The following is a 17,247-nucleotide window of genomic DNA, read 5'->3' on the forward strand; positions in this document are numbered from 1 at the left end:
GGGAAGCCGAACCTTAGCGCGTATAGGCCTGGCTCGACAATGGGCTTTGCGGCTTAAGCCGCGCCGAGTGGACGATTCAACTAATTCAGGCTGGCGCGGGAAAATTCGGCGGCATGCTGGCTGATCCACTCCTGCGCCACCACCTCGACCGGCAGGCTGCAACCCAGTTCCTGCTCGCGTTGATGGCGATAATGCTCAATCTGGCAGACCTGTTCGACCATACGCGCGCGAAACAGCGTGTCCTCATCGACAAAGGCGATACCCACCAGGTAGTTGTCTTCCTGTTTGCGGCACCACGCCACCAGGCCTGGGTAACGCGCATGCTCGCCGAACAGCGGAATACGCAACTCGATGGCCGTACCGCGGCGAAAAGCGCGGTTGGAGTTGCAAGCCACACCGCCGAGGCTGATATTGTTGAGCCGCTCTTTGGGTACAAATGCCTGTTTGCGCAGCACTAATTCAACCGGCATATCACTGGGATGACGCAGAAAGTGACGCATCTATGACTACCTCGGATGCCATCAATTTGATACCACATTGGCCAGTATAGTGACTGAACTGGAACTGACCGATTTAGATGCAGATCGCTATCTACTCGACTTGCCTGGCACTTCACTGCTGATATTTACCAGCATAGGTTGTGCCAGTTGCCGTTGGGCGCGACGTGAGCTGCCTAATTTGCCCCTGCCGATACAGCGCCTGACCTGGGTCGACGCGGCCAACAGCGGCGGTTTAGTGACGCGTTATGAGGTATTTCAGCTCCCCGCGCTATTCGTAGTGCGCGATGGCCAATTTTATGGCGCACTGCAGAGCAGCCTGCAGCCCGCCGCACTTATTCAGGCGCTGGACACTGCCCTGTCGCGCCCCGCAGAGGACTTACCCTGATGACCCCAACTCCCCGTATCGGCATTATCGGCTCCGGCGCCATTGGTGGCTTCTATGGCCTGATGCTGGCCCGCGCCGGCTTTGATGTGCATTTTCTGCTGCGCAGCGAGTTCGCCGCAGTCGCCAGCCAAGGCTTGCACGTCAACAGTGCCCTACACGGCAACCTGCACCTGGATAACGTGCAGGCGTATCAGTCAGCGGCTGATATGCCGCCGTGCGACTGGCTGCTGATCGGCGCTAAAACCACCAGCAACGCCGAACTGGCTCCACTGATCAGCCAGGCCGCTGCGCCCGGCGCCAAGGTGGTGCTGATGCAGAACGGCCTGGCCGTAGAAGACGAGTTGCGCCCGCTGCTACCGGACTCGCTGCACCTGCTGGGCGGCCTCTGCTACATCTGCGCCCATCGCAGTGCGCCGGGAGTGGTCGAGCACCAGGCGCTGGGTAACGTCAATCTGGGCTATCACTCAGGCCCGGCTTGTGATGCCGAGAGCCGTCAGCAGATCCTCGAACAAGGCAGCGCGCTGTTCCAGGCTGCTGGCCTTGACTCCACCGCCATGGCCGAACTGAACCAGGCACGCTGGCAGAAACTGGTGTGGAACGTGCCCTACAACGGTCTGGCCGTGCTGCTGAACAGCGCCACCACGGCACTAATGGGCAACACCGACAGCCGCGCGCTGATCGAGGCGATCATGCAGGAAGTGGTGGATGCGGCCGGCGCCTGCGGCTATCAGCTACCTGCCGGGTTTGCCGGCAAGCTGCTGAGCGCCACCGACCGCATGCTGGATTACCTGCCGAGCATGTACCACGACTTTGCCCTGCAGCGCCCACTGGAGCTGCATGCCATCTACGCCGCGCCGTTGGCTGCTGCGGCGCAGGCCGGCTGCGCCATGCCGCGCACCGAGATGCTCTATCAGACCCTACGTTTCCTCGAACAACGCGCGCAATAGGACACAGCCATGAGCAAGGGATTAGGCGACAAACTGGTGCTGGCGATCTCCTCGCGGGCGCTGTTCGACCTGCGCGACAGCCACCAGATTTATGAAAGCCAGGGCGTCGAGGCCTATCGCCAATACCAGATTGAGCATGAGGACGAGATCCTCCCGCCAGGGGATGCCTTTCCGCTGGTCGAGAAGCTGCTGGCGCTGAACACGGCCCTCAATCAGCAGCGCGTTGAGGTGATCCTGGTTTCGCGCAACAGCGCCGACACCGGCTTACGTGCGTTCAACTCAATCCAGCACTACGGCCTGGGCATATCCCGCGCAGCCTTTGTTGGCGGGCGCAGCCCCGACCCTTATCTGGCCGCATTCGGCTGTCACCTGTTTCTCTCCACCCACGCCGAAGATGTGCGCAGCGCGTTACGTGCAGGCTTCGGGGCGGCGACCATTCTTTCTGGCGGCGCTCGTCGGGCAGCCAGCAATGAACTGCGCATCGCCTTCGACGGTGACGCCGTGCTGTTTTCCGATGAATCCGAGCGGGTCTATCAGCAGGCTGGCCTGGAAGCCTTTCAGAGTCACGAGCGCCAGTCGGCACGTGAGCTGCTCGGCGGCGGCCCATTCAAACCCTTCCTCGCCGCCCTGCACCGTCTGCAACAGGAATTTCCCGAAGAACAGTGCCCGATTCGCACCGCATTGGTTACAGCGCGTTCGGCGCCGGCCCATGAGCGTGTGATTCGCACGCTGCGCGAGTGGAATATCCGCCTGGATGAGTCGTTCTTCCTCGGTGGTCTGGAAAAAGCCGCAATTCTAGAAACCTTCGGCGCCGACGTGTTTTTCGACGACCAAACCGGCCACTGCGAAAAAGCCAACAAGGTCGTACCTACCGGCCATGTGCCACACGGCATCAGCAACGAACCGCAGCTCTAGTCTCCGCGCGAGGGCGGTCAATCGCCCTCGCCACTAAGCGCGCTCTATCTCCCTGCCTATATAACCATTCGTCCTCAAAACCTCGGCTTTCTTTGACTTATCGATGGCGCTGCTAAGCTCAGATCAGGCCTGCCAGTCTGGCAGTCAAGGAGGCCGAATGATTCGCTCGATTCTCTATGCAACCGACCTAGGCCTTTACGCCCCCTACATCCTGCAGCATGCGCTGGCACTCACGCGCTCCTTCAACGCCAGCCTGTATGTGGTGCACGCCGTGGAGCCCATGGGCCTGTTTGCGGAATCAGTGCTGCAAACCTACCTGGATGAAGAGCGCCTCAAGGACCTGCGCACCAACGGCCTGAGCACAGTTATGGCGAGTATCGAGCAGCGGGTGTTGGAGGGCTTTCGCGATGAGATTGGCGAAGCGATGCATGACTTGGATCTGATCAAGGCGGTACGCGTGGTACAGGGCGATCCCCCCTTGGTGATACTCGATGAAGCACAGCAACTCGGTGTGGATTTGTTGGTCCTAGGTAGCCACAGCCACGGCACGGATATGGACATTCCGCTGGGCCGTACCGCGTCGCGCTTGGTGCAGTTGTCAGAAGTACCGGTGTACTTGGTGCCGATGCTGCAGCATCGCAGCCGAGGTGATCTTTAGAAGAAGCGCAGCACATTTCTATTTTTGGTCTAGATTTAATGCTTCAATCATCATTATGGTTATATAGAACGCCGGTAACCTGAACGGCCGTCTTTTTGCTTTGAGGGATTTTTATGAAGCTTCAGCAACTGCGCTACATCTGGGAAGTCGCGCATCACGACCTCAACGTTTCTGCCACGGCACAAAGCCTCTACACCTCACAACCCGGCATCAGCAAACAGATCCGCCTACTCGAAGACGAGCTAGGGGTTGAAGTCTTCGCCCGCAGCGGCAAGCACCTGACCCGCATCACCCCGGCCGGTGAGCGCATCATCAACACCGCCGGGGAAATCCTGCGCAAGGTCGAAAGCATCAAGCAGATCGCCCAGGAATTCTCCAACGAGAAGAAAGGCACCCTGTCCATCGCCACCACCCACACCCAGGCGCGCTATGCCCTGCCGCCGGTTATAAGCGCCTTTATCAAGCAATACCCGGATGTGTCCCTGCACATGCACCAGGGTACGCCGATGCAGATCGCTGAAATGGCGGCCGACGGCACCGTCGACTTCGCCATCGCCACCGAAGGTCTGGAGCTGTTCAACGACCTGATCATGATGCCCTGCTACCGCTGGAACCGCTGCGTCGTGGTACCTCAGGGTCATCCGCTGACCAAGCTGCCGAAGCTGACCCTGGAAGCCCTGGCCGAATACTCCATCGTCACCTATGTGTTCGGTTTTACCGGCCGCTCCAAACTCGACGAAGCCTTCAGCCATCGCGGCCTGACGCCGAAAGTGGTGTTTACCGCCGCCGACGCTGACGTGATCAAAACCTACGTACGCCTGGGCCTGGGCGTGGGCATCGTGGCCAAGATGGCCGTCGATCCCAAACTCGATCCGGACCTGGTGGTGCTGGATGCCGGCGAACTGTTCGAAGCCAGCGTGACCAAGATCGGCTTCCGTCGCGGCACCTTCCTGCGCGGCTTTATGTGCGACTTTATCGAGAAATTTGCCCCGCACCTAACCCGCGACATGATGGCCAAAGCCGTGCAGTGCCACAGCAAGGTCGAGCTGGAAGAGCTGTTCGAAGGCGTTGAACTGCCGCTGCACTGAGCCAACCTGCAGATATGAAAAAGCCCGTCCAAGTGACGGGCTTTTTCATACTCGGCGATACCTATTCAGTGGCTTTCAATTCTTTGCCATGAGCAAAGTTCACCCACCAGCCGAAGGCTGCCGCGGTGAAGAACATGATGATGCTGTAGATCGCCGCCGGGATCGACATGGTGGCGTTATTCAACAGCATCGGGCTCAGTGCTAGGGCTATCGCCAAAGTGCCGTTGTGGATGCCGATCTCCATGCCGATGGCAACCGACTGACGCAGGCTTAGCTTAAACAAACGCGGCACCCAGTAACCTACCGCAAGGCTGATCAGGTTGAGCGCCAGCGCCGCACCACCCACCTGCGGCGCGTAATCGACGAAGGTCTGCCAATCCTTGACCACCGCCAGGATGATGATGATCAGCAGAAACAGCGCGGAGATGATCTTCACCGGCTTCTCCATACGTGCGGCAAATCCAGGGAAGCGGCTGCGTATCCAGATACCAATAGCCACCGGGCCGAGGACGATAACAAACACCTGCACCACCTTGGTGAACTGCAACGGCAAGGCCTGATCACCTTCCATAAAGTAGGCCAGCGACAGGTTGACGATCAGCGGCATGGTCAGCACCGCAATCACCGAATTGACCGCCGTCAGGGTGATATTCAGTGCCACATCACCATGCGCCAGGTGGCTGTACAGGTTGGCAGTGGTGCCGCCAGGCGAGGCTGCCAAGAGCATCAGACCAACTGCCAGCGCCGGGGCCAGACCAAAGGCCTTGGCCAGGAAGAAACACACCACGGGCAGTAGCAACAGCTGGCAGCTCAAGCCGATCAGCACCGGTTTGGGAAACTTCACCACCCGGGCAAAATCGGCCAGGGTCAGCGACAGGCCCAGGCCAAGCATGATGATGCCCAAGGCGATGGGCAGGAACAGGGTCAATAGCGGGTCAGCAGTCACGGCTTTCTTACTCCTTGATCAAAGCGCTGGGCGATCTTGAACAACGACGTAGAACACTGCAGTGACTTTAGTGGCCAACGTGGTGAAAGAAATGGCGAGGTATAAAAAAAGCGCCCAGATGGGCGCTTTTTTTATTACTGAAGGAAATCAGATGGCGGTGGCCCCACCATCCACCGCCAGCGCGTGGCCGGTAGTGAACGCCGCGTTATCGCAGCACAGGTACAGCACGGCAGTAGCGATTTCCTCGACCTTGCCAATGCGCCCGACCGGGTGCATGGCGGCGGCGAACTCGCCCTTCTTCGGATCGGCTTCATAGGCGCGGCGGAACATGTCAGTGTCGATCACCGCCGGGCATACGGCGTTGACCCGCACTTTCTTCTTTGCGTATTCAACAGCAGCGGACTTGGTCAGGCCGATCACCGCATGTTTGGATGCGCTGTAGATGCTCATCTTCGGCGCAGCGCCCAGGCCGGCGACCGACGCGGTGTTGACGATGGCGCCACCGCCCTGAGCCAGCAGCAGCGGGATCTGGTGCTTCATGCACAGCCACACGCCTTTAACGTTGACGCCCATGATGGCGTCGAACTCGCTTTCGCTGCCCTCGGCCAGCTTGCCCTTCTCGATCTCGATGCCCGCATTGTTGAAGGCATAGTCCAGGCGGCCGTAGGCGCCCAGCGTGCGCTCCATCAACACCTTGACCTCAGCATCACGGGTCACGTCGCAACGTACAAACAGCGCATCGCCGCCCGCTTCACGGATCAGCGCGGCAGTCGCTTCGCCACCGTCGACATCAACGTCGGACACCACCACCTGCAGGCCTTCGTTGGCGAATGCCAGTGCCGTGGCACGACCAATACCCGCTGCACCACCGGTGACCAGGGCAACCCGGCCGGAAAAGCTCAAGCTCATCTGCGTGTCCTCGCAAGGATTAAAAACTGCATTGAGTCTAATCAGCTGCTGCGTACCAAGGCAGCACTATCAAATTGCTGGTGATAGCCCCATCGAAATGAGTGATTAACACCCCAGCATGGCTATCACTCGAATGGATTTACAAGCATTCGGCCCACGGGCAAACCTTGCCCCGCTGACCAGCACGGGCTATCAACAGGCTTTCCGTTCAGTGAGTACCTGTCATGACTGCCCCACTCAACCGCCAATTCCTGCTTGCCCAACGCCCGGTCGGTCTGCCCAGCCGCGAAACCTTCAGCTATGTCGAAACCAGCGTGAGTGAACCCGGCCCCGGCCAAATTCTGGTGAAGAACGCCTACCTGTCGCTGGACCCGGCCATGCGCGGCTGGATGAACGATGCCAAGTCCTATATCCCGCCAGTCGGCATTGGTGAAGTGATGCGCGCCCTCGGCGTGGGTGAAGTGGTGGCCTCGCAGCACCCTGACTTTGCCGTGGGTGATCATGTAAATGGCGCCCTTGGTGTGCAGGATTATTTCCTCGGTGAGCCCAAAGGCTTCTACAAGGTCGACCCCAAGCGCGCGCCGCTGCCGCTGTACCTGTCGGCACTGGGCATGACCGGCATGACCGCCTACTTCGCTTTACTGGATGTCGGCGCGCCGAAAGCGGGTGAAACGGTGGTGATTTCCGGTGCGGCCGGCGCGGTCGGCAGCGTCGCCGGGCAGATAGCCAAGCTCAAAGGCTGCCGTGTGGTCGGCATTGCCGGTGGCGCGGACAAGTGCAAGTTTCTGATCGATGAACTGGGCTTCGATGGCGCCATCGACTACAAGAGCGAGGACGTGATTGCCGGCCTCAAGCGCGAATGTCCGAAAGGCGTGGATGTGTACTTCGACAACGTCGGCGGCGACATTCTCGATGCAGTGCTCACCCGCCTGGCCTTCAAGGCACGTGTAGTGATCTGTGGCGCAATCAGCCAGTACAACAACAAGCAGGCGGTCAAAGGCCCGGCCAACTACCTCAACCTGCTGGTCAACAGCGCACGCATGGAAGGCATGGTGGTGATGACCTACGCCCCGCGTTTTGCCGAAGCGGCGGCGGAGATGGGCGGCTGGATGGCCAGCGGCAAGCTGAAGTCCAAGGAAGATATCGTCAGCGGCCTGACCACCTTCCCGGAAACCTTGCTCAAGCTGTTTAGCGGCGAGAACTTCGGCAAGCTGGTACTGAAGGTCGACTGACTGTTGTGGGAGGGGCTTTAGCCGCGACACACTCTATCGCGGCTAAAGCGGAACGCCGCCCGGCCCATCCCGCAGGCTCAGTTTGTAGCCCGGATGCAATCCGGGGAGATTTATTGCCTGCCACACCGCTCCCGGATTACATCCGGGCTACGCCGCTGCCATTGCCATGATGGGTTACAGCGCGACAAGAATCTCGACGGTTCAAGATCAGACCAAACGCCTAACCCATCCTACGCAACCGCCACTTCCTCACTTTCCTGTTTAATCGGCCGCCAGCGGCGCAGCAGCATATACAGTGTCGGGATCACAAACAGGGTGAAGAAGGTGCCGACCAACAGGCCGCCGACAATCACCATACCGATCTGCTGACGGCTTTCCGCTCCCGCGCCGGTGGCAATCGCCAATGGCAGTGAGCCCAGCACCATAGCCCCGGTCGTCATCAGAATCGGCCGCAGACGCTGCACCGACGCCTCAATCACCGCCCCACGCAACTCATGCCCTTGTCGCAGCAGCACGTTGGCGAACTCGACGATCAGGATGCCGTGCTTGGTAATCAAGCCAATCAACGTCACCAAGCCGATCTGTGAGTAGATGTTCAAAGTGCCGCCGAACATCGTCAGGGCCAGCAAGGCGCCAGCCATCGACAGCGGCACGCTGAACAGGATGATCAGCGGGTCAGTAAAGCTTTCAAACTGCGCCGCCAACACCAGGAAGATAAACGCCAAAGCCAGCGCGAAGATCAGTGCAATGCCCGCACTGGACTCCTTGAAGTCTCGCGACGTGCCGGTGTAGTCGTACTGCGTCTCCGCCGGGAATACCGTGCGCGCTGTGCTTTCCAAATGTGCCAGGGCTTCACCCAGGGTGTAGCCGGAGCCCACGTTGGCACTCACCGTCACTGCCCGCAGCTGGTTGAAATGGTTGAGCTCGCGCGGCGCCACGGTCTCACGCACCTCGATCAGGTTGGACAGCTGCACCATGCTGTCATCGCGGCCGCGCACATAGACGCGGTCGAGGTCTTGCGGGTTGCTGCGGTCCACGTCCTGCAACTGCACCAGCACGTCGTACTGCTCACCGTTCTGCTTGAAGCGCGTCACCTGGCGGCTGCCGAACAGGCTTTCCAGGCTACGGCCGATGGTTGCCACATCAGTGCCTACGGCTACGGCCTGTTCGCGGTTAACCGCGACCTTGAGCTGCGGTGCGTTGAGCTTCAGATCGCTGTCCAGGCTTTCCAGCCCAGGATAATCGCGCAGTTGATTGAGCAACTGATCGACATAACCCTGCAGCTCGCTGTACTCCATGGACGAGCGAATCACGAAGTTCACCGGCTGGTTTCGCGCGCTCTGCCCGAGCGGTGGACGGTTGACCGGGAAGGCGCGCACCCCGGCAATATCCTGCAGTTTGGGCAGCAGCTCATTACGAATCTCGAACTGGCTGCGCGAGCGGTCCGCCCAGTCCTCCAGCTTCATAAAGGAAATGCCCTGAGCCACCGTCGGGAAACCAGCGATGACCATGTAGCGATTGGTTTCCGGGATGCTGTCGTAGGCCGCTTCGATCTCGCGGGCATAACGCCCGGTGTAGTTAATAGTGGCGCCGTCAGGGCCGTTGAACACACCGACAATGGTGCCAGTGTCTTCGGTCGGCGCCAGCTCGGATTTAAGCCCTGAGAACAGCAGCACGCAGGCCACAATAGTCAGTAACAACACGCCCACCACCAACATCCAGGCACTCAGTGCTTTGGCCAATAGATGCTTGTAGCTGTAAGTCAGGCCATTGAGGAAATTCTCGATCAGGTTGTACACCCGGTTGTGCCGCTCACCGGCCTGATGCGGCTTAAGCAACAGCGCACACATCATCGGCGTCAGGGTCAGGGCGACAAATCCCGACACCAGCACCGCGCCGGCCAGGGTCCAGGCGAATTCTGTAAATAGTTTACCGGTGGTGCCCTGCATAAAGCCGATGGGGGCAAATACGGCGGCCAGGGTCAGGGTCATGGCGATGACCGCAAAGGCAATCTCGCGACTGCCCTTGAGCGCCGCCTGCAGCGGCTGCATGCCCTCCTCGATATGCCGGTGGATGTTCTCCAGCATCACGATGGCATCGTCCACCACCAGGCCGATGGCCAGCACCATCGCCAGCAGCGTTAGGGTGTTGATGGTGAATCCCATCAACGACATCAAGGCAAATGCACCGATCAGAGACACCGGGATGGTCACCAGCGGAATGATGGTGGCACGCAGCGAACGCAGGAAGATAAAGATGATCAGGATGACCAGCCCCACCGCTTCCCAGATGGTGATAAATACGTTGTCGATCGACTCGCGAATAAACTGCGAGTTGTCGTTGGCCACCGCCATTTCCATGCCTTCCGGCAGCAGCGCGCGTACATCAGGCATGGCCTCAGCCAGGCCGTCGGAGATATCCAACGGGTTGGCGGTAGCCTGCTTGATCATGCCCATCGACACCGCCGGCTTGCCCTTGTAGCGAACAATACTGCGTTCGTCCGCCGCGCCGATTTCGGCATAACCAACGTCAGCCAGGCGCAGCAGGTAACCGCGCGAGTCATCGAGAATCAGCTGATTAAACTGCTCCGGGGTATTCATGTCAGTTTCAGAGAGCACGGTGAATTCGCGCTGCTGCGACTCAATGCGTCCCGCCGGAATCTCGACATTCTGCCGGCGCAGGGCGTCTTCCACGTCTTGCACGGTGAGGTTGTGCGCGGCGAGCTTCTCCGGGTCGAGCCAGATGCGCATGGCGAAGGTGCGCGCGCCGCGAATCTGCACTTCGGAGACGCCGGGGATGGTCTGCAGGCGATCCTTGATCACCCGCTCCAACACGTCGGTGATCTCCATGGCGCTGTAGAGTTCGCTGTAGAAGGCGATCCAGATCACCGGCTGGGCGTCGGCCTCAACCTTCTGCACGATGGGCTCGGCAATTTCATCCGGCAGCAGGCCGCGCACCCGGCCCAGACGGTCGCGTACATCATTGGCGGCCTCATCGGAGTTGCTGCCCAGGCGGAACTGCGCGGTGATCTGGGTGTTTTCCGAACGGCTGATGGAGCTGACGAAGTCCAGCCCGTCGATGCCCGACAGCACGTCCTCGATCGGCTGGGCGACCTGAGACTCCATGATCTCCGGGCTGGCCCCTGGGTAGGTGACGTTAACCGTGACAATCGGTACGTCGATATTCGGGTACTCGCGCACGGCCAGGCGGTCATAGGCCATTAAGCCAAGCAGCACCACAATCAGCGACAGTACGGTGGCGAATACCGGCCGCCGGATGCAGATATCCGACAGGGTCATGACGCTTGCTCCGCCACCTTGGTGCGTACCGGCGCGCCGGCCCGAACCTTCTGCCAACCGGCGCTGATCAGGGTTTCATCACCCTGCAGGCCTTCCAGCACCTCGACCTTGCCAGCCAGGCGCTTGCCCAGTTTGACCTCACGCAGCTTGACCTTGCCCTCCACAACCAGATTGACCAGCAGCTTATCGCCCACCGGCATGATGGCTTCTTCTGGAATCACCAGGGCATTCGGCCGCTCGGCGAGGATCACCGAAACCCGCACGAACTGCCCTGGGCTCAAGCGACCATCGCTGTTGCTGATATGCGCGCGAATCGCCTGACTGCGTCCAGCTTCGTCGAGGCGTGGGTTGATGGCGAAAATCTCACCGTTAAACCGCTCACCCGGGTAAGCATCCAGGCTGACTTCAATGAGCTGCTTGAGGCGAATCTGGCTGACGGCTTTTTGCGGAATGCGGAAATCCACCTTGAGCGGATCGAGCACTTCCAGGTTGACGATGTCCTGGCCTTCGCTGAGGTAATCGCCGGGGCTGACGGCGCGTAAACCCAAGACACCGTCGTAGGGGGCGAGGATGCGGGTCTTATCCAGGCGCGCCTGGGACAGCGCCAGGCTGGCGCGCGACGCCTGCTGTTGCGCGCTGGCTTCATCCAGCGCCTGGGCGTTACTGGCACCGCGCTTGAATAGCATCTGCGCGCGCTGAAAGTTCTTTTCCGCCAGGTTCAGGTTGGCTTGCGCCTGGGCCAGCTCGGCGCGGGTAATCGAATCATCCAGGCTGATCAGCAACGCACCGGCCTCGACGCGTTGGCCTTCACGAAAATGCAGCTGCGCCACTCGCCCGGCGATTTCCGGTCGGATCATCACCGACTCATCAGGGCTCAGCGAGCCAAAGGTCACCAGCTCATCGCGCACCAGGCTTCGCTCGGCCTTGACCACCTCGACCAGTGGCCCTTCGTTGGCGTGCGCGGGCACGCTGACAAGCGAACACACGAGAAAGACGGTACCGAACAGAGCAGGTGCGCGGACAAACATATACAACCCCTAATTCTTTGTAGAGGCTGAGTCTAACGGCCGAGCCGCACAGATCAGCCGTTAAAAATGTTTCCCGATGTTGGCTGCCCGGTTACTGGCGCATGCCCCGACCGCTAACCAGCAAGCGGATGCACACGCCATACAGCACAGCAGTAGCGACCAGCATAAAACCGATGGCCACGCCGATGCGGATATCGGACACCCCGAGAATGCCGTAGCGGAAGGCGTTGACCATATGCAGCACCGGGTTGGCCAGGGACACGGTTTGCCAGAACTGCGGCAGCAAGGTGATCGAATAGAACACCCCGCCCAGGTAGGTCAAAGGCGTCAGCACAAAGGTTGGAATGATCGAAATATCATCGAAGTTGCGCGCGAACACGGCGTTGATAAAGCCGCCCAGGGAGAAGATGGTCGCGGTCAGCAGCACCACCAGCACCGTCACGCCGAGGTGATGCACCTGCAGCTTGGTGAAGAACAGCGACAGCAGAGTGACGATAAAACCCACCGCCAGGCCGCGCAGCACGCCGCCGACCACATAGCCGGTGAGGATGATATGCGGCGACACCGGCGAGACCATCAGTTCCTCGATGGAGCGCTGGAACTTGCTGCCGAAGAAGCTCGACACCACGTTGCCGTAGGAGTTGGTGATCACCGACATCATGATCAGCCCCGGCACGATGTACTCCATATAAGTGAAGCCACCCATGTCGCCGATCTGACTGCCGATCAGGTTGCCGAAGATCACGAAGTACAGAACCATGGTGATTGCCGGCGGCAGCAGGGTCTGCGGCCAGATGCGGGTAAAGCGGCGGATCTCGCGGTAGACGATGGTGCGCAGCGCCACCATGTTGGCGGTGAATTCGGAGTTCAGATAAGCCGTGCTCATACCGCCACCTTCGCCAGATTCTTCTCGACCAGGGAAACAAACAACTCCTCCAGGCGGTTGGTTTTATTGCGCAAGCTGAGCACCTTGATGTTCTGCAAGGCCAACTGACGGAACAATTCGGTAATGCCCTGAGCCTTATCCACCTGCACTTCCAGGGTATGCCCGTCGAGCAACTGCGCCGGGTAGCCGATCAGTTGCGGCGCCACCAGCAGCGCCTCTTTGAGGTCGAGCAGGAAGGTTTCTACATGCAGCTTTTTCAGCAGGTCCTTCATACTGGTGTTCTCGACGATCCGCCCGTGGTCGATGATGCCGATGTTGCGGCACAGCTGTTCGGCCTCTTCCAGGTAATGGGTGGTGAGGATGATGGTGATGCCCTGCTCGTTCAGCTCGGTGAGAAAGCTCCACATCGAACGGCGCAGTTCGATATCAACCCCGGCAGTCGGCTCATCGAGAATCAACAAACGCGGCTGATGCACCAGCGCACGGGCGATCATCAGGCGTCGCTTCATGCCGCCGGACAACTCACGCGACGGCACGTTGTGCTTGCCCCACAGGCCAAGCTGATTGAGGTACTGCTCGGCGCGCTCCTTGGCGATTTTCGCCGGGATACCGTAATAGCCGGCCTGGGTTACGACGATATCGAAGGCCTTCTCGAACTGGTTGAAATTGAACTCCTGCGGTACCACACCCAGGCAGCGCTTGAGCGCAGAGGGCTGTTTGTCCAGGTCATGACCGAAGACGTTCACCGTGCCGCTGCTTTTGGTCACCAGGGTGGAAAGGATGCCGATGGTGGTGGATTTGCCGGCACCGTTGGGGCCGAGCAAGGCGAAGAAATCGCCTTCAGCCACGTCTAGGTCGATGCCGTGCAGCGCCTGGAAGCCGTTGCCATAGGTCTTGGTCAACTGGCGAATGGACAGAGCAGTACTCATAAAAATGCGCACACCTGATCAGATAAAAAGAAATTCGAGAGGGGCTGCGCCTGCAGCGCGAAGTGGGCCAAGTCTAGCGCCTGGAACCTCTCCACCACAGCATCTTTGCGCAAAACTGCCGCCCCCACGGCTGGGCAGCAGCCTACCAGCGCCAGGCGCAGATTAAACCCGGCCGTTTCCGATGGTGCTTATCAACCCTGTCGATAAATCATCCAGGCACGGCCTCAGCGGCGAAGTCGCCACTGATCGATAGCGCATCCTCGGTAAACAGATGTGGGTAGCAAGCGGCCAGATGACCGAAGAACAGCGGCTCCGGCACATCGGCAAACTGGCCGTGGTCATGCAGGTATTCCATATAACGCTCGCCCTGCTGGTTGAACGGGTGAAATACGCTGTCGCTAAGGCCATCGAATTCCAGCGGCGCGACTTTAAATACCCGACACAGTGCCAGGTTGAACGCCGGCGTGGCCTTGACCCAGCGGCCCTCAAGGTACAACTCGGTATAGCCGTGCATGGCGAACACTTCACTGCGCAGCATTTCCAGCAGACGTGGAGTGGCCAGGTGGTTGCGTACATCGGCCAGGCCGATGCGCGCCGGGATGCCGCAATGACGGGCGCAGGCAGCCAGCAAAGTGGCTTTGGGCACGCAGTAACTTTCGCCCGCCTGCAATGCGTAACTGGCCTTCAGGGTGTCGGGGTCGCGGCTGAACACATAGGGGTTGTAGCGAACCTCATCACGTACTGCGTAGTACAAATTAACGGCTTGTTCACGTGGATCACGACTGGCCCCGCGAAACTTTTCTGCGAACTCCACCAGCGCAGGGTGGTCACTATCGATGAAGCGGCCGGGCTCGAGGTATTCACGCATCAGGGTTTCTCCATGACAGAGACCCAGTCTAACGACGCGGCTCCGGCCAATGTCACGACGATTCGGCCAAGCTCACCGCTCTTGTCGCCATCAATGACGACTACGCTCGTGATGGTGCGTAACAACGCATTGTCATCATGGAGGATTCTGCATGCTCGCTCTCTGGTTACTCGCCCTGCTGCTTAGCACGGCCTTTCTCGCTCACCGCCGCACCGCGCCTCTGCCCGCACTGGGCATGGTGGCCGGCTTGCTGATTCTGATGGGCGTGTTCAGCCATGCACCGGTCTGGCTGATGGGCCTACTCTGGTTGCTCCTACTGGCCGTGGCCTTGCCACTGCTGTTGCCACAACAACGCCGCAGCCTGTTCACAGCACCGCTGTTTGCCTGGTTCAAGCGCGTACTGCCGCCGATGTCGGCCACCGAACGCGACGCCATTGAGGCCGGCACAGTGTGGTGGGATGGCGAGCTGTTCAGCGGGCGCCCGGACTGGGACACCCTGCTCGCCTACCCCAAGGCCCAGCTTACCGAAGAAGAGCAGGCGTTTATCGATGGGCCCACCGAAGCGCTGTGCGCCATGGTCAGTGACTGGCAGATCGGCCAGCAGATGGACTTGCCCGCTGAGGCCTGGGCGCATATCAAGCAACACGGTTTCTTCGCCCTGATCATCCCCAAGCAATACGGCGGCAAGGGCTTTTCCGCCTATGCCCACTCCCAGGTGGCGATGAAGCTGGCGACCCGCTCCGGCGATCTGGCCTCTACAGTGATGGTACCCAACTCCTTGGGCCCGGCCGAACTGCTGCTGCACTACGGCACCGAGGCGCAGCGTGACCATTACCTGCCGCGCCTGGCCCGCGGTGAAGATATCCCCTGCTTCGCCCTCACTGGCCCCCTGGCCGGTTCCGACGCCGGCGCCATGCCGGATACCGGAATCATCTGCAAAGGCCAGTGGCAAGGCGAGGAAGTGATCGGCCTGCGTCTGAACTGGGAAAAGCGCTATATCACCCTCGGCCCGGTCGCCACCCTGCTCGGCCTGGCCTTCAAAGCCTACGACCCCGAGCATCTGCTGGGTGAAGAGGAAGATCTGGGCATCAGTCTCGCTCTGGTACCCACCGAAACGCCTGGTGTCGAAATCGGCCGCCGCCATCTGCCGCTTGGAGCGGCTTTTATGAACGGCCCGAATTCAGGCAAGGATGTGTTTATCCCACTGGATTACTTGATCGGCGGCCAGGAGATGCTCGGTAAGGGTTGGATGATGCTGATGAACTGCCTGTCCGTGGGCCGCTCCATTTCCCTGCCGGCCGTCGGCACCGGCGCTGCCAAGTTCACCAGCCTGACCACTGGCCAGTACAGCCAGGTGCGTGAGCAGTTCAACGTGCCGCTTTCAGCCTTTGAAGGCATTCAGGAAGCCCTCGCGCGTATCGGCGGTAACGCCTGGCTGATGGACAGCGCGCGCATCCTTACTGCCAATGCGGTGGATCTGGGCGAAAAGCCCTCGGTGCTCTCGGCCATCCTCAAGTACCACCTGACCGAACGCGGCCGCGAATGCATCAGCCACGCCATGGACGTGCACGGCGGCAAGGGCATCGTCATGGGGCCGAACAACTACCTGGCGCGCTCGTGGCAAGGTGCGCCGATCTTTATCACCGTGGAGGGGGCCAATATCCTCTCGCGCAACCTGATGATCTTTGGTCAGGGCGCGATTCGCTGCCACCCCTACGTACTCAAGGAAATGGCCCTGGCCAGTCGCGAAGACCAGGATCAGGCGCTGCAGGAATTCGATGAACTGCTGCTGCAACATATCGGTTTTGCCGTGAGCAACGCCGCCAGCAGCCTGCTGCTCAGCCTCGGCTTTGGCGTTTTCAGCCAGGTGCCGGGCGATCGCATCAGCCGCCCTTATTTCCGCGCGCTCAACCGCTTGGCAGCGTCCTTCGCCCTGCTCGCCGACACCAGCATGATGTTGCTCGGCGGCGAACTGAAACGCCGCGAACGCCTGTCGGCGCGGCTCGGTGATGTACTTAGCCACCTTTACCTGGCCTCGGCGGCGCTCAAGCGCTACCACGACCTCGGTTATCCCGAGCATTCACAGCCCATGCTGCGCTGGGCCGTGGAAGAAAGCTTGGGCAAGGCCGAACAAGCACTGGAAGAGCTGCTCAGCAACTTCCCCAGCAAACTGCTCGGCTGCGCTCTGCGCGTGCTGGTATTGCCGCTGGGCCGCCGTCACAAAGGCCCAAGCGATGAACTGGACGCCGAAGTGGCTGGCATCATCGGCCGTAACAGCGGCGATCCGGCGCTGGAGGAACTGCTCGAAGGCTGCTATCGCCCACAAGCCGAACAGGACCCCGTGGGTGCCCTGCAATATGCAATGAACCTGCTACATGATGTACAGGGCCTGCAGAAGAAACTGCACAAGGCCGTCAAAGCCGGCCAGGTACAGCAGCTACCAGGGCAAAGCCTGATCGATGCCGCGTTGGCTGCTGGGGTTCTCAACCCGGAAGAGACGCACAGCCTGCATCAGGCCGAAGCGGCGCGGCGGGTGGTGATCGATGTCGACGACTTCGCCAAGGAGGAGTTGACCTTAGGCTCTGGCAAGGTCCGTTAAGCAGACAGGACAGCGGGCGGCATGAGCCTTATACTTGCGCGCCCGTTTTACCTACAGG

The 17,247-nt window shown here is 60.1% G+C and carries 15 protein-coding genes; 7 read left to right on the top strand and 8 right to left on the bottom strand.

Annotated features, from left to right (window positions below):
• Window positions 1-80 precede the first annotated feature (80 nt).
• Window positions 81-500, bottom strand: coding sequence for a PilZ domain-containing protein (locus BLO50_RS00495; protein WP_090247870.1), 420 nt, complete (start codon window positions 498-500; stop codon window positions 81-83).
• A gap of 58 nt (window positions 501-558) precedes the next feature.
• Between BLO50_RS00495 and BLO50_RS00500 the strand changes: the two genes are divergently transcribed.
• The 5 genes from BLO50_RS00500 to cysB all read left to right on the top strand — a co-directional run bounded on the left by BLO50_RS00500 (window position 559) and on the right by cysB (window position 4,493).
• Window positions 559-885 (top strand): YbbN family protein, encoded by a 327-nt coding sequence (locus tag BLO50_RS00500; protein WP_244152854.1) that lies wholly within the window; start codon window positions 559-561, stop codon window positions 883-885.
• On the top strand, window positions 885-1,832 hold the full coding sequence (locus BLO50_RS00505) for a putative 2-dehydropantoate 2-reductase (protein ID WP_090247873.1): 948 nt from the start codon (window positions 885-887) through the stop codon (window positions 1,830-1,832). Before BLO50_RS00500 ends, BLO50_RS00505 begins: the two co-directional genes overlap by 1 nt.
• 9 nt (window positions 1,833-1,841) lie before the next feature.
• Window positions 1,842-2,747 carry a 5'-nucleotidase gene (locus BLO50_RS00510; protein WP_090247874.1) on the top strand — a complete coding sequence of 302 codons (906 nt, stop codon included), beginning with the start codon at window positions 1,842-1,844 and terminating at the stop codon, window positions 2,745-2,747.
• Window positions 2,748-2,904: 157 nt separating this feature from the next.
• Window positions 2,905-3,405 (top strand): universal stress protein, encoded by a 501-nt coding sequence (locus BLO50_RS00515; protein ID WP_090247876.1) that lies wholly within the window; start codon window positions 2,905-2,907, stop codon window positions 3,403-3,405.
• A gap of 113 nt (window positions 3,406-3,518) precedes the next feature.
• On the top strand, window positions 3,519-4,493 hold the full coding sequence (gene cysB / locus BLO50_RS00520) for an HTH-type transcriptional regulator CysB (RefSeq protein ID WP_090247877.1): 975 nt from the start codon (window positions 3,519-3,521) through the stop codon (window positions 4,491-4,493).
• A gap of 61 nt (window positions 4,494-4,554) precedes the next feature.
• On the opposite strand, the gene BLO50_RS00525 is transcribed toward cysB, so the two are convergent.
• Window positions 4,555-5,439, bottom strand: a complete 885-nt coding sequence (locus BLO50_RS00525) for a bile acid:sodium symporter family protein (RefSeq protein ID WP_090247879.1) — start codon at window positions 5,437-5,439, stop codon at window positions 4,555-4,557.
• Window positions 5,440-5,586: 147 nt separating this feature from the next.
• Window positions 5,587-6,348 (bottom strand): SDR family oxidoreductase, encoded by a 762-nt coding sequence (locus BLO50_RS00530; protein WP_090247880.1) that lies wholly within the window; start codon window positions 6,346-6,348, stop codon window positions 5,587-5,589.
• Between the two features lie 224 nt (window positions 6,349-6,572).
• Between BLO50_RS00530 and BLO50_RS00535 the strand changes: the two genes are divergently transcribed.
• Complete coding sequence (locus BLO50_RS00535; protein ID WP_090247882.1) at window positions 6,573-7,580, top strand: NADP-dependent oxidoreductase; 1,008 nt, start codon at window positions 6,573-6,575, stop codon at window positions 7,578-7,580.
• A 230-nt stretch (window positions 7,581-7,810) separates the two neighbouring features.
• Here BLO50_RS00535 and BLO50_RS00540 read toward each other — a convergent pair whose 3' ends face one another.
• From BLO50_RS00540 to BLO50_RS00560, 5 genes are all read right to left on the bottom strand, one after another.
• Complete coding sequence (locus BLO50_RS00540) at window positions 7,811-10,879, bottom strand: efflux RND transporter permease subunit (RefSeq protein WP_090247883.1); 3,069 nt, start codon at window positions 10,877-10,879, stop codon at window positions 7,811-7,813.
• Window positions 10,876-11,907, bottom strand: coding sequence for an efflux RND transporter periplasmic adaptor subunit (locus tag BLO50_RS00545; protein WP_090247885.1), 1,032 nt, complete (start codon window positions 11,905-11,907; stop codon window positions 10,876-10,878). Before BLO50_RS00545 ends, BLO50_RS00540 begins: the two co-directional genes overlap by 4 nt.
• 91 nt (window positions 11,908-11,998) lie before the next feature.
• Window positions 11,999-12,778, bottom strand: coding sequence for an ABC transporter permease (locus tag BLO50_RS00550; protein ID WP_090251084.1), 780 nt, complete (start codon window positions 12,776-12,778; stop codon window positions 11,999-12,001).
• An 11-nt stretch (window positions 12,779-12,789) separates the two neighbouring features.
• Window positions 12,790-13,722, bottom strand: a complete 933-nt coding sequence (locus BLO50_RS00555) for an ABC transporter ATP-binding protein (RefSeq protein WP_090247887.1) — start codon at window positions 13,720-13,722, stop codon at window positions 12,790-12,792.
• A 208-nt stretch (window positions 13,723-13,930) separates the two neighbouring features.
• Window positions 13,931-14,590, bottom strand: a complete 660-nt coding sequence (locus tag BLO50_RS00560; protein ID WP_090247888.1) for a transglutaminase-like domain-containing protein — start codon at window positions 14,588-14,590, stop codon at window positions 13,931-13,933.
• Window positions 14,591-14,741: 151 nt separating this feature from the next.
• On the opposite strand from BLO50_RS00560, the gene BLO50_RS00565 reads away from it, so the two are divergent.
• Window positions 14,742-17,189 (top strand): acyl-CoA dehydrogenase, encoded by a 2,448-nt coding sequence (locus BLO50_RS00565; RefSeq protein ID WP_090247890.1) that lies wholly within the window; start codon window positions 14,742-14,744, stop codon window positions 17,187-17,189.
• Window positions 17,190-17,247 lie beyond the last annotated feature (58 nt).

It is taken from the genome of Pseudomonas peli, from assembly GCF_900099645.1.
Taxonomy (GTDB): domain Bacteria; phylum Pseudomonadota; class Gammaproteobacteria; order Pseudomonadales; family Pseudomonadaceae; genus Aquipseudomonas; species Aquipseudomonas peli.

Excerpts from the sequence above, each read along its gene's own strand:
- BLO50_RS00510 (WP_090247874.1), top strand. The coding sequence starts at position 1,842 with ATGAGCAAGGGATTAGGCGACAAACTGGTGCTGGCGATCTCCTCGCGG.
- BLO50_RS00540 (WP_090247883.1), bottom strand. The coding sequence starts at position 10,879 with ATGACCCTGTCGGATATCTGCATCCGGCGGCCGGTATTCGCCACCGTA.
- BLO50_RS00555 (WP_090247887.1), bottom strand. The coding sequence starts at position 13,722 with ATGAGTACTGCTCTGTCCATTCGCCAGTTGACCAAGACCTATGGCAAC.
- BLO50_RS00545 (WP_090247885.1), bottom strand. The coding sequence starts at position 11,907 with ATGTTTGTCCGCGCACCTGCTCTGTTCGGTACCGTCTTTCTCGTGTGT.
- BLO50_RS00535 (WP_090247882.1), top strand. The coding sequence starts at position 6,573 with ATGACTGCCCCACTCAACCGCCAATTCCTGCTTGCCCAACGCCCGGTC.
- BLO50_RS00495 (WP_090247870.1), bottom strand. The coding sequence starts at position 500 with ATGCGTCACTTTCTGCGTCATCCCAGTGATATGCCGGTTGAATTAGTG.
- BLO50_RS00515 (WP_090247876.1), top strand. The coding sequence starts at position 2,905 with ATGATTCGCTCGATTCTCTATGCAACCGACCTAGGCCTTTACGCCCCC.
- BLO50_RS00530 (WP_090247880.1), bottom strand. The coding sequence starts at position 6,348 with ATGAGCTTGAGCTTTTCCGGCCGGGTTGCCCTGGTCACCGGTGGTGCA.
- cysB (WP_090247877.1), top strand. The coding sequence starts at position 3,519 with ATGAAGCTTCAGCAACTGCGCTACATCTGGGAAGTCGCGCATCACGAC.
- BLO50_RS00560 (WP_090247888.1), bottom strand. The coding sequence starts at position 14,590 with ATGCGTGAATACCTCGAGCCCGGCCGCTTCATCGATAGTGACCACCCT.
- BLO50_RS00565 (WP_090247890.1), top strand. The coding sequence starts at position 14,742 with ATGCTCGCTCTCTGGTTACTCGCCCTGCTGCTTAGCACGGCCTTTCTC.
- BLO50_RS00505 (WP_090247873.1), top strand. The coding sequence starts at position 885 with ATGACCCCAACTCCCCGTATCGGCATTATCGGCTCCGGCGCCATTGGT.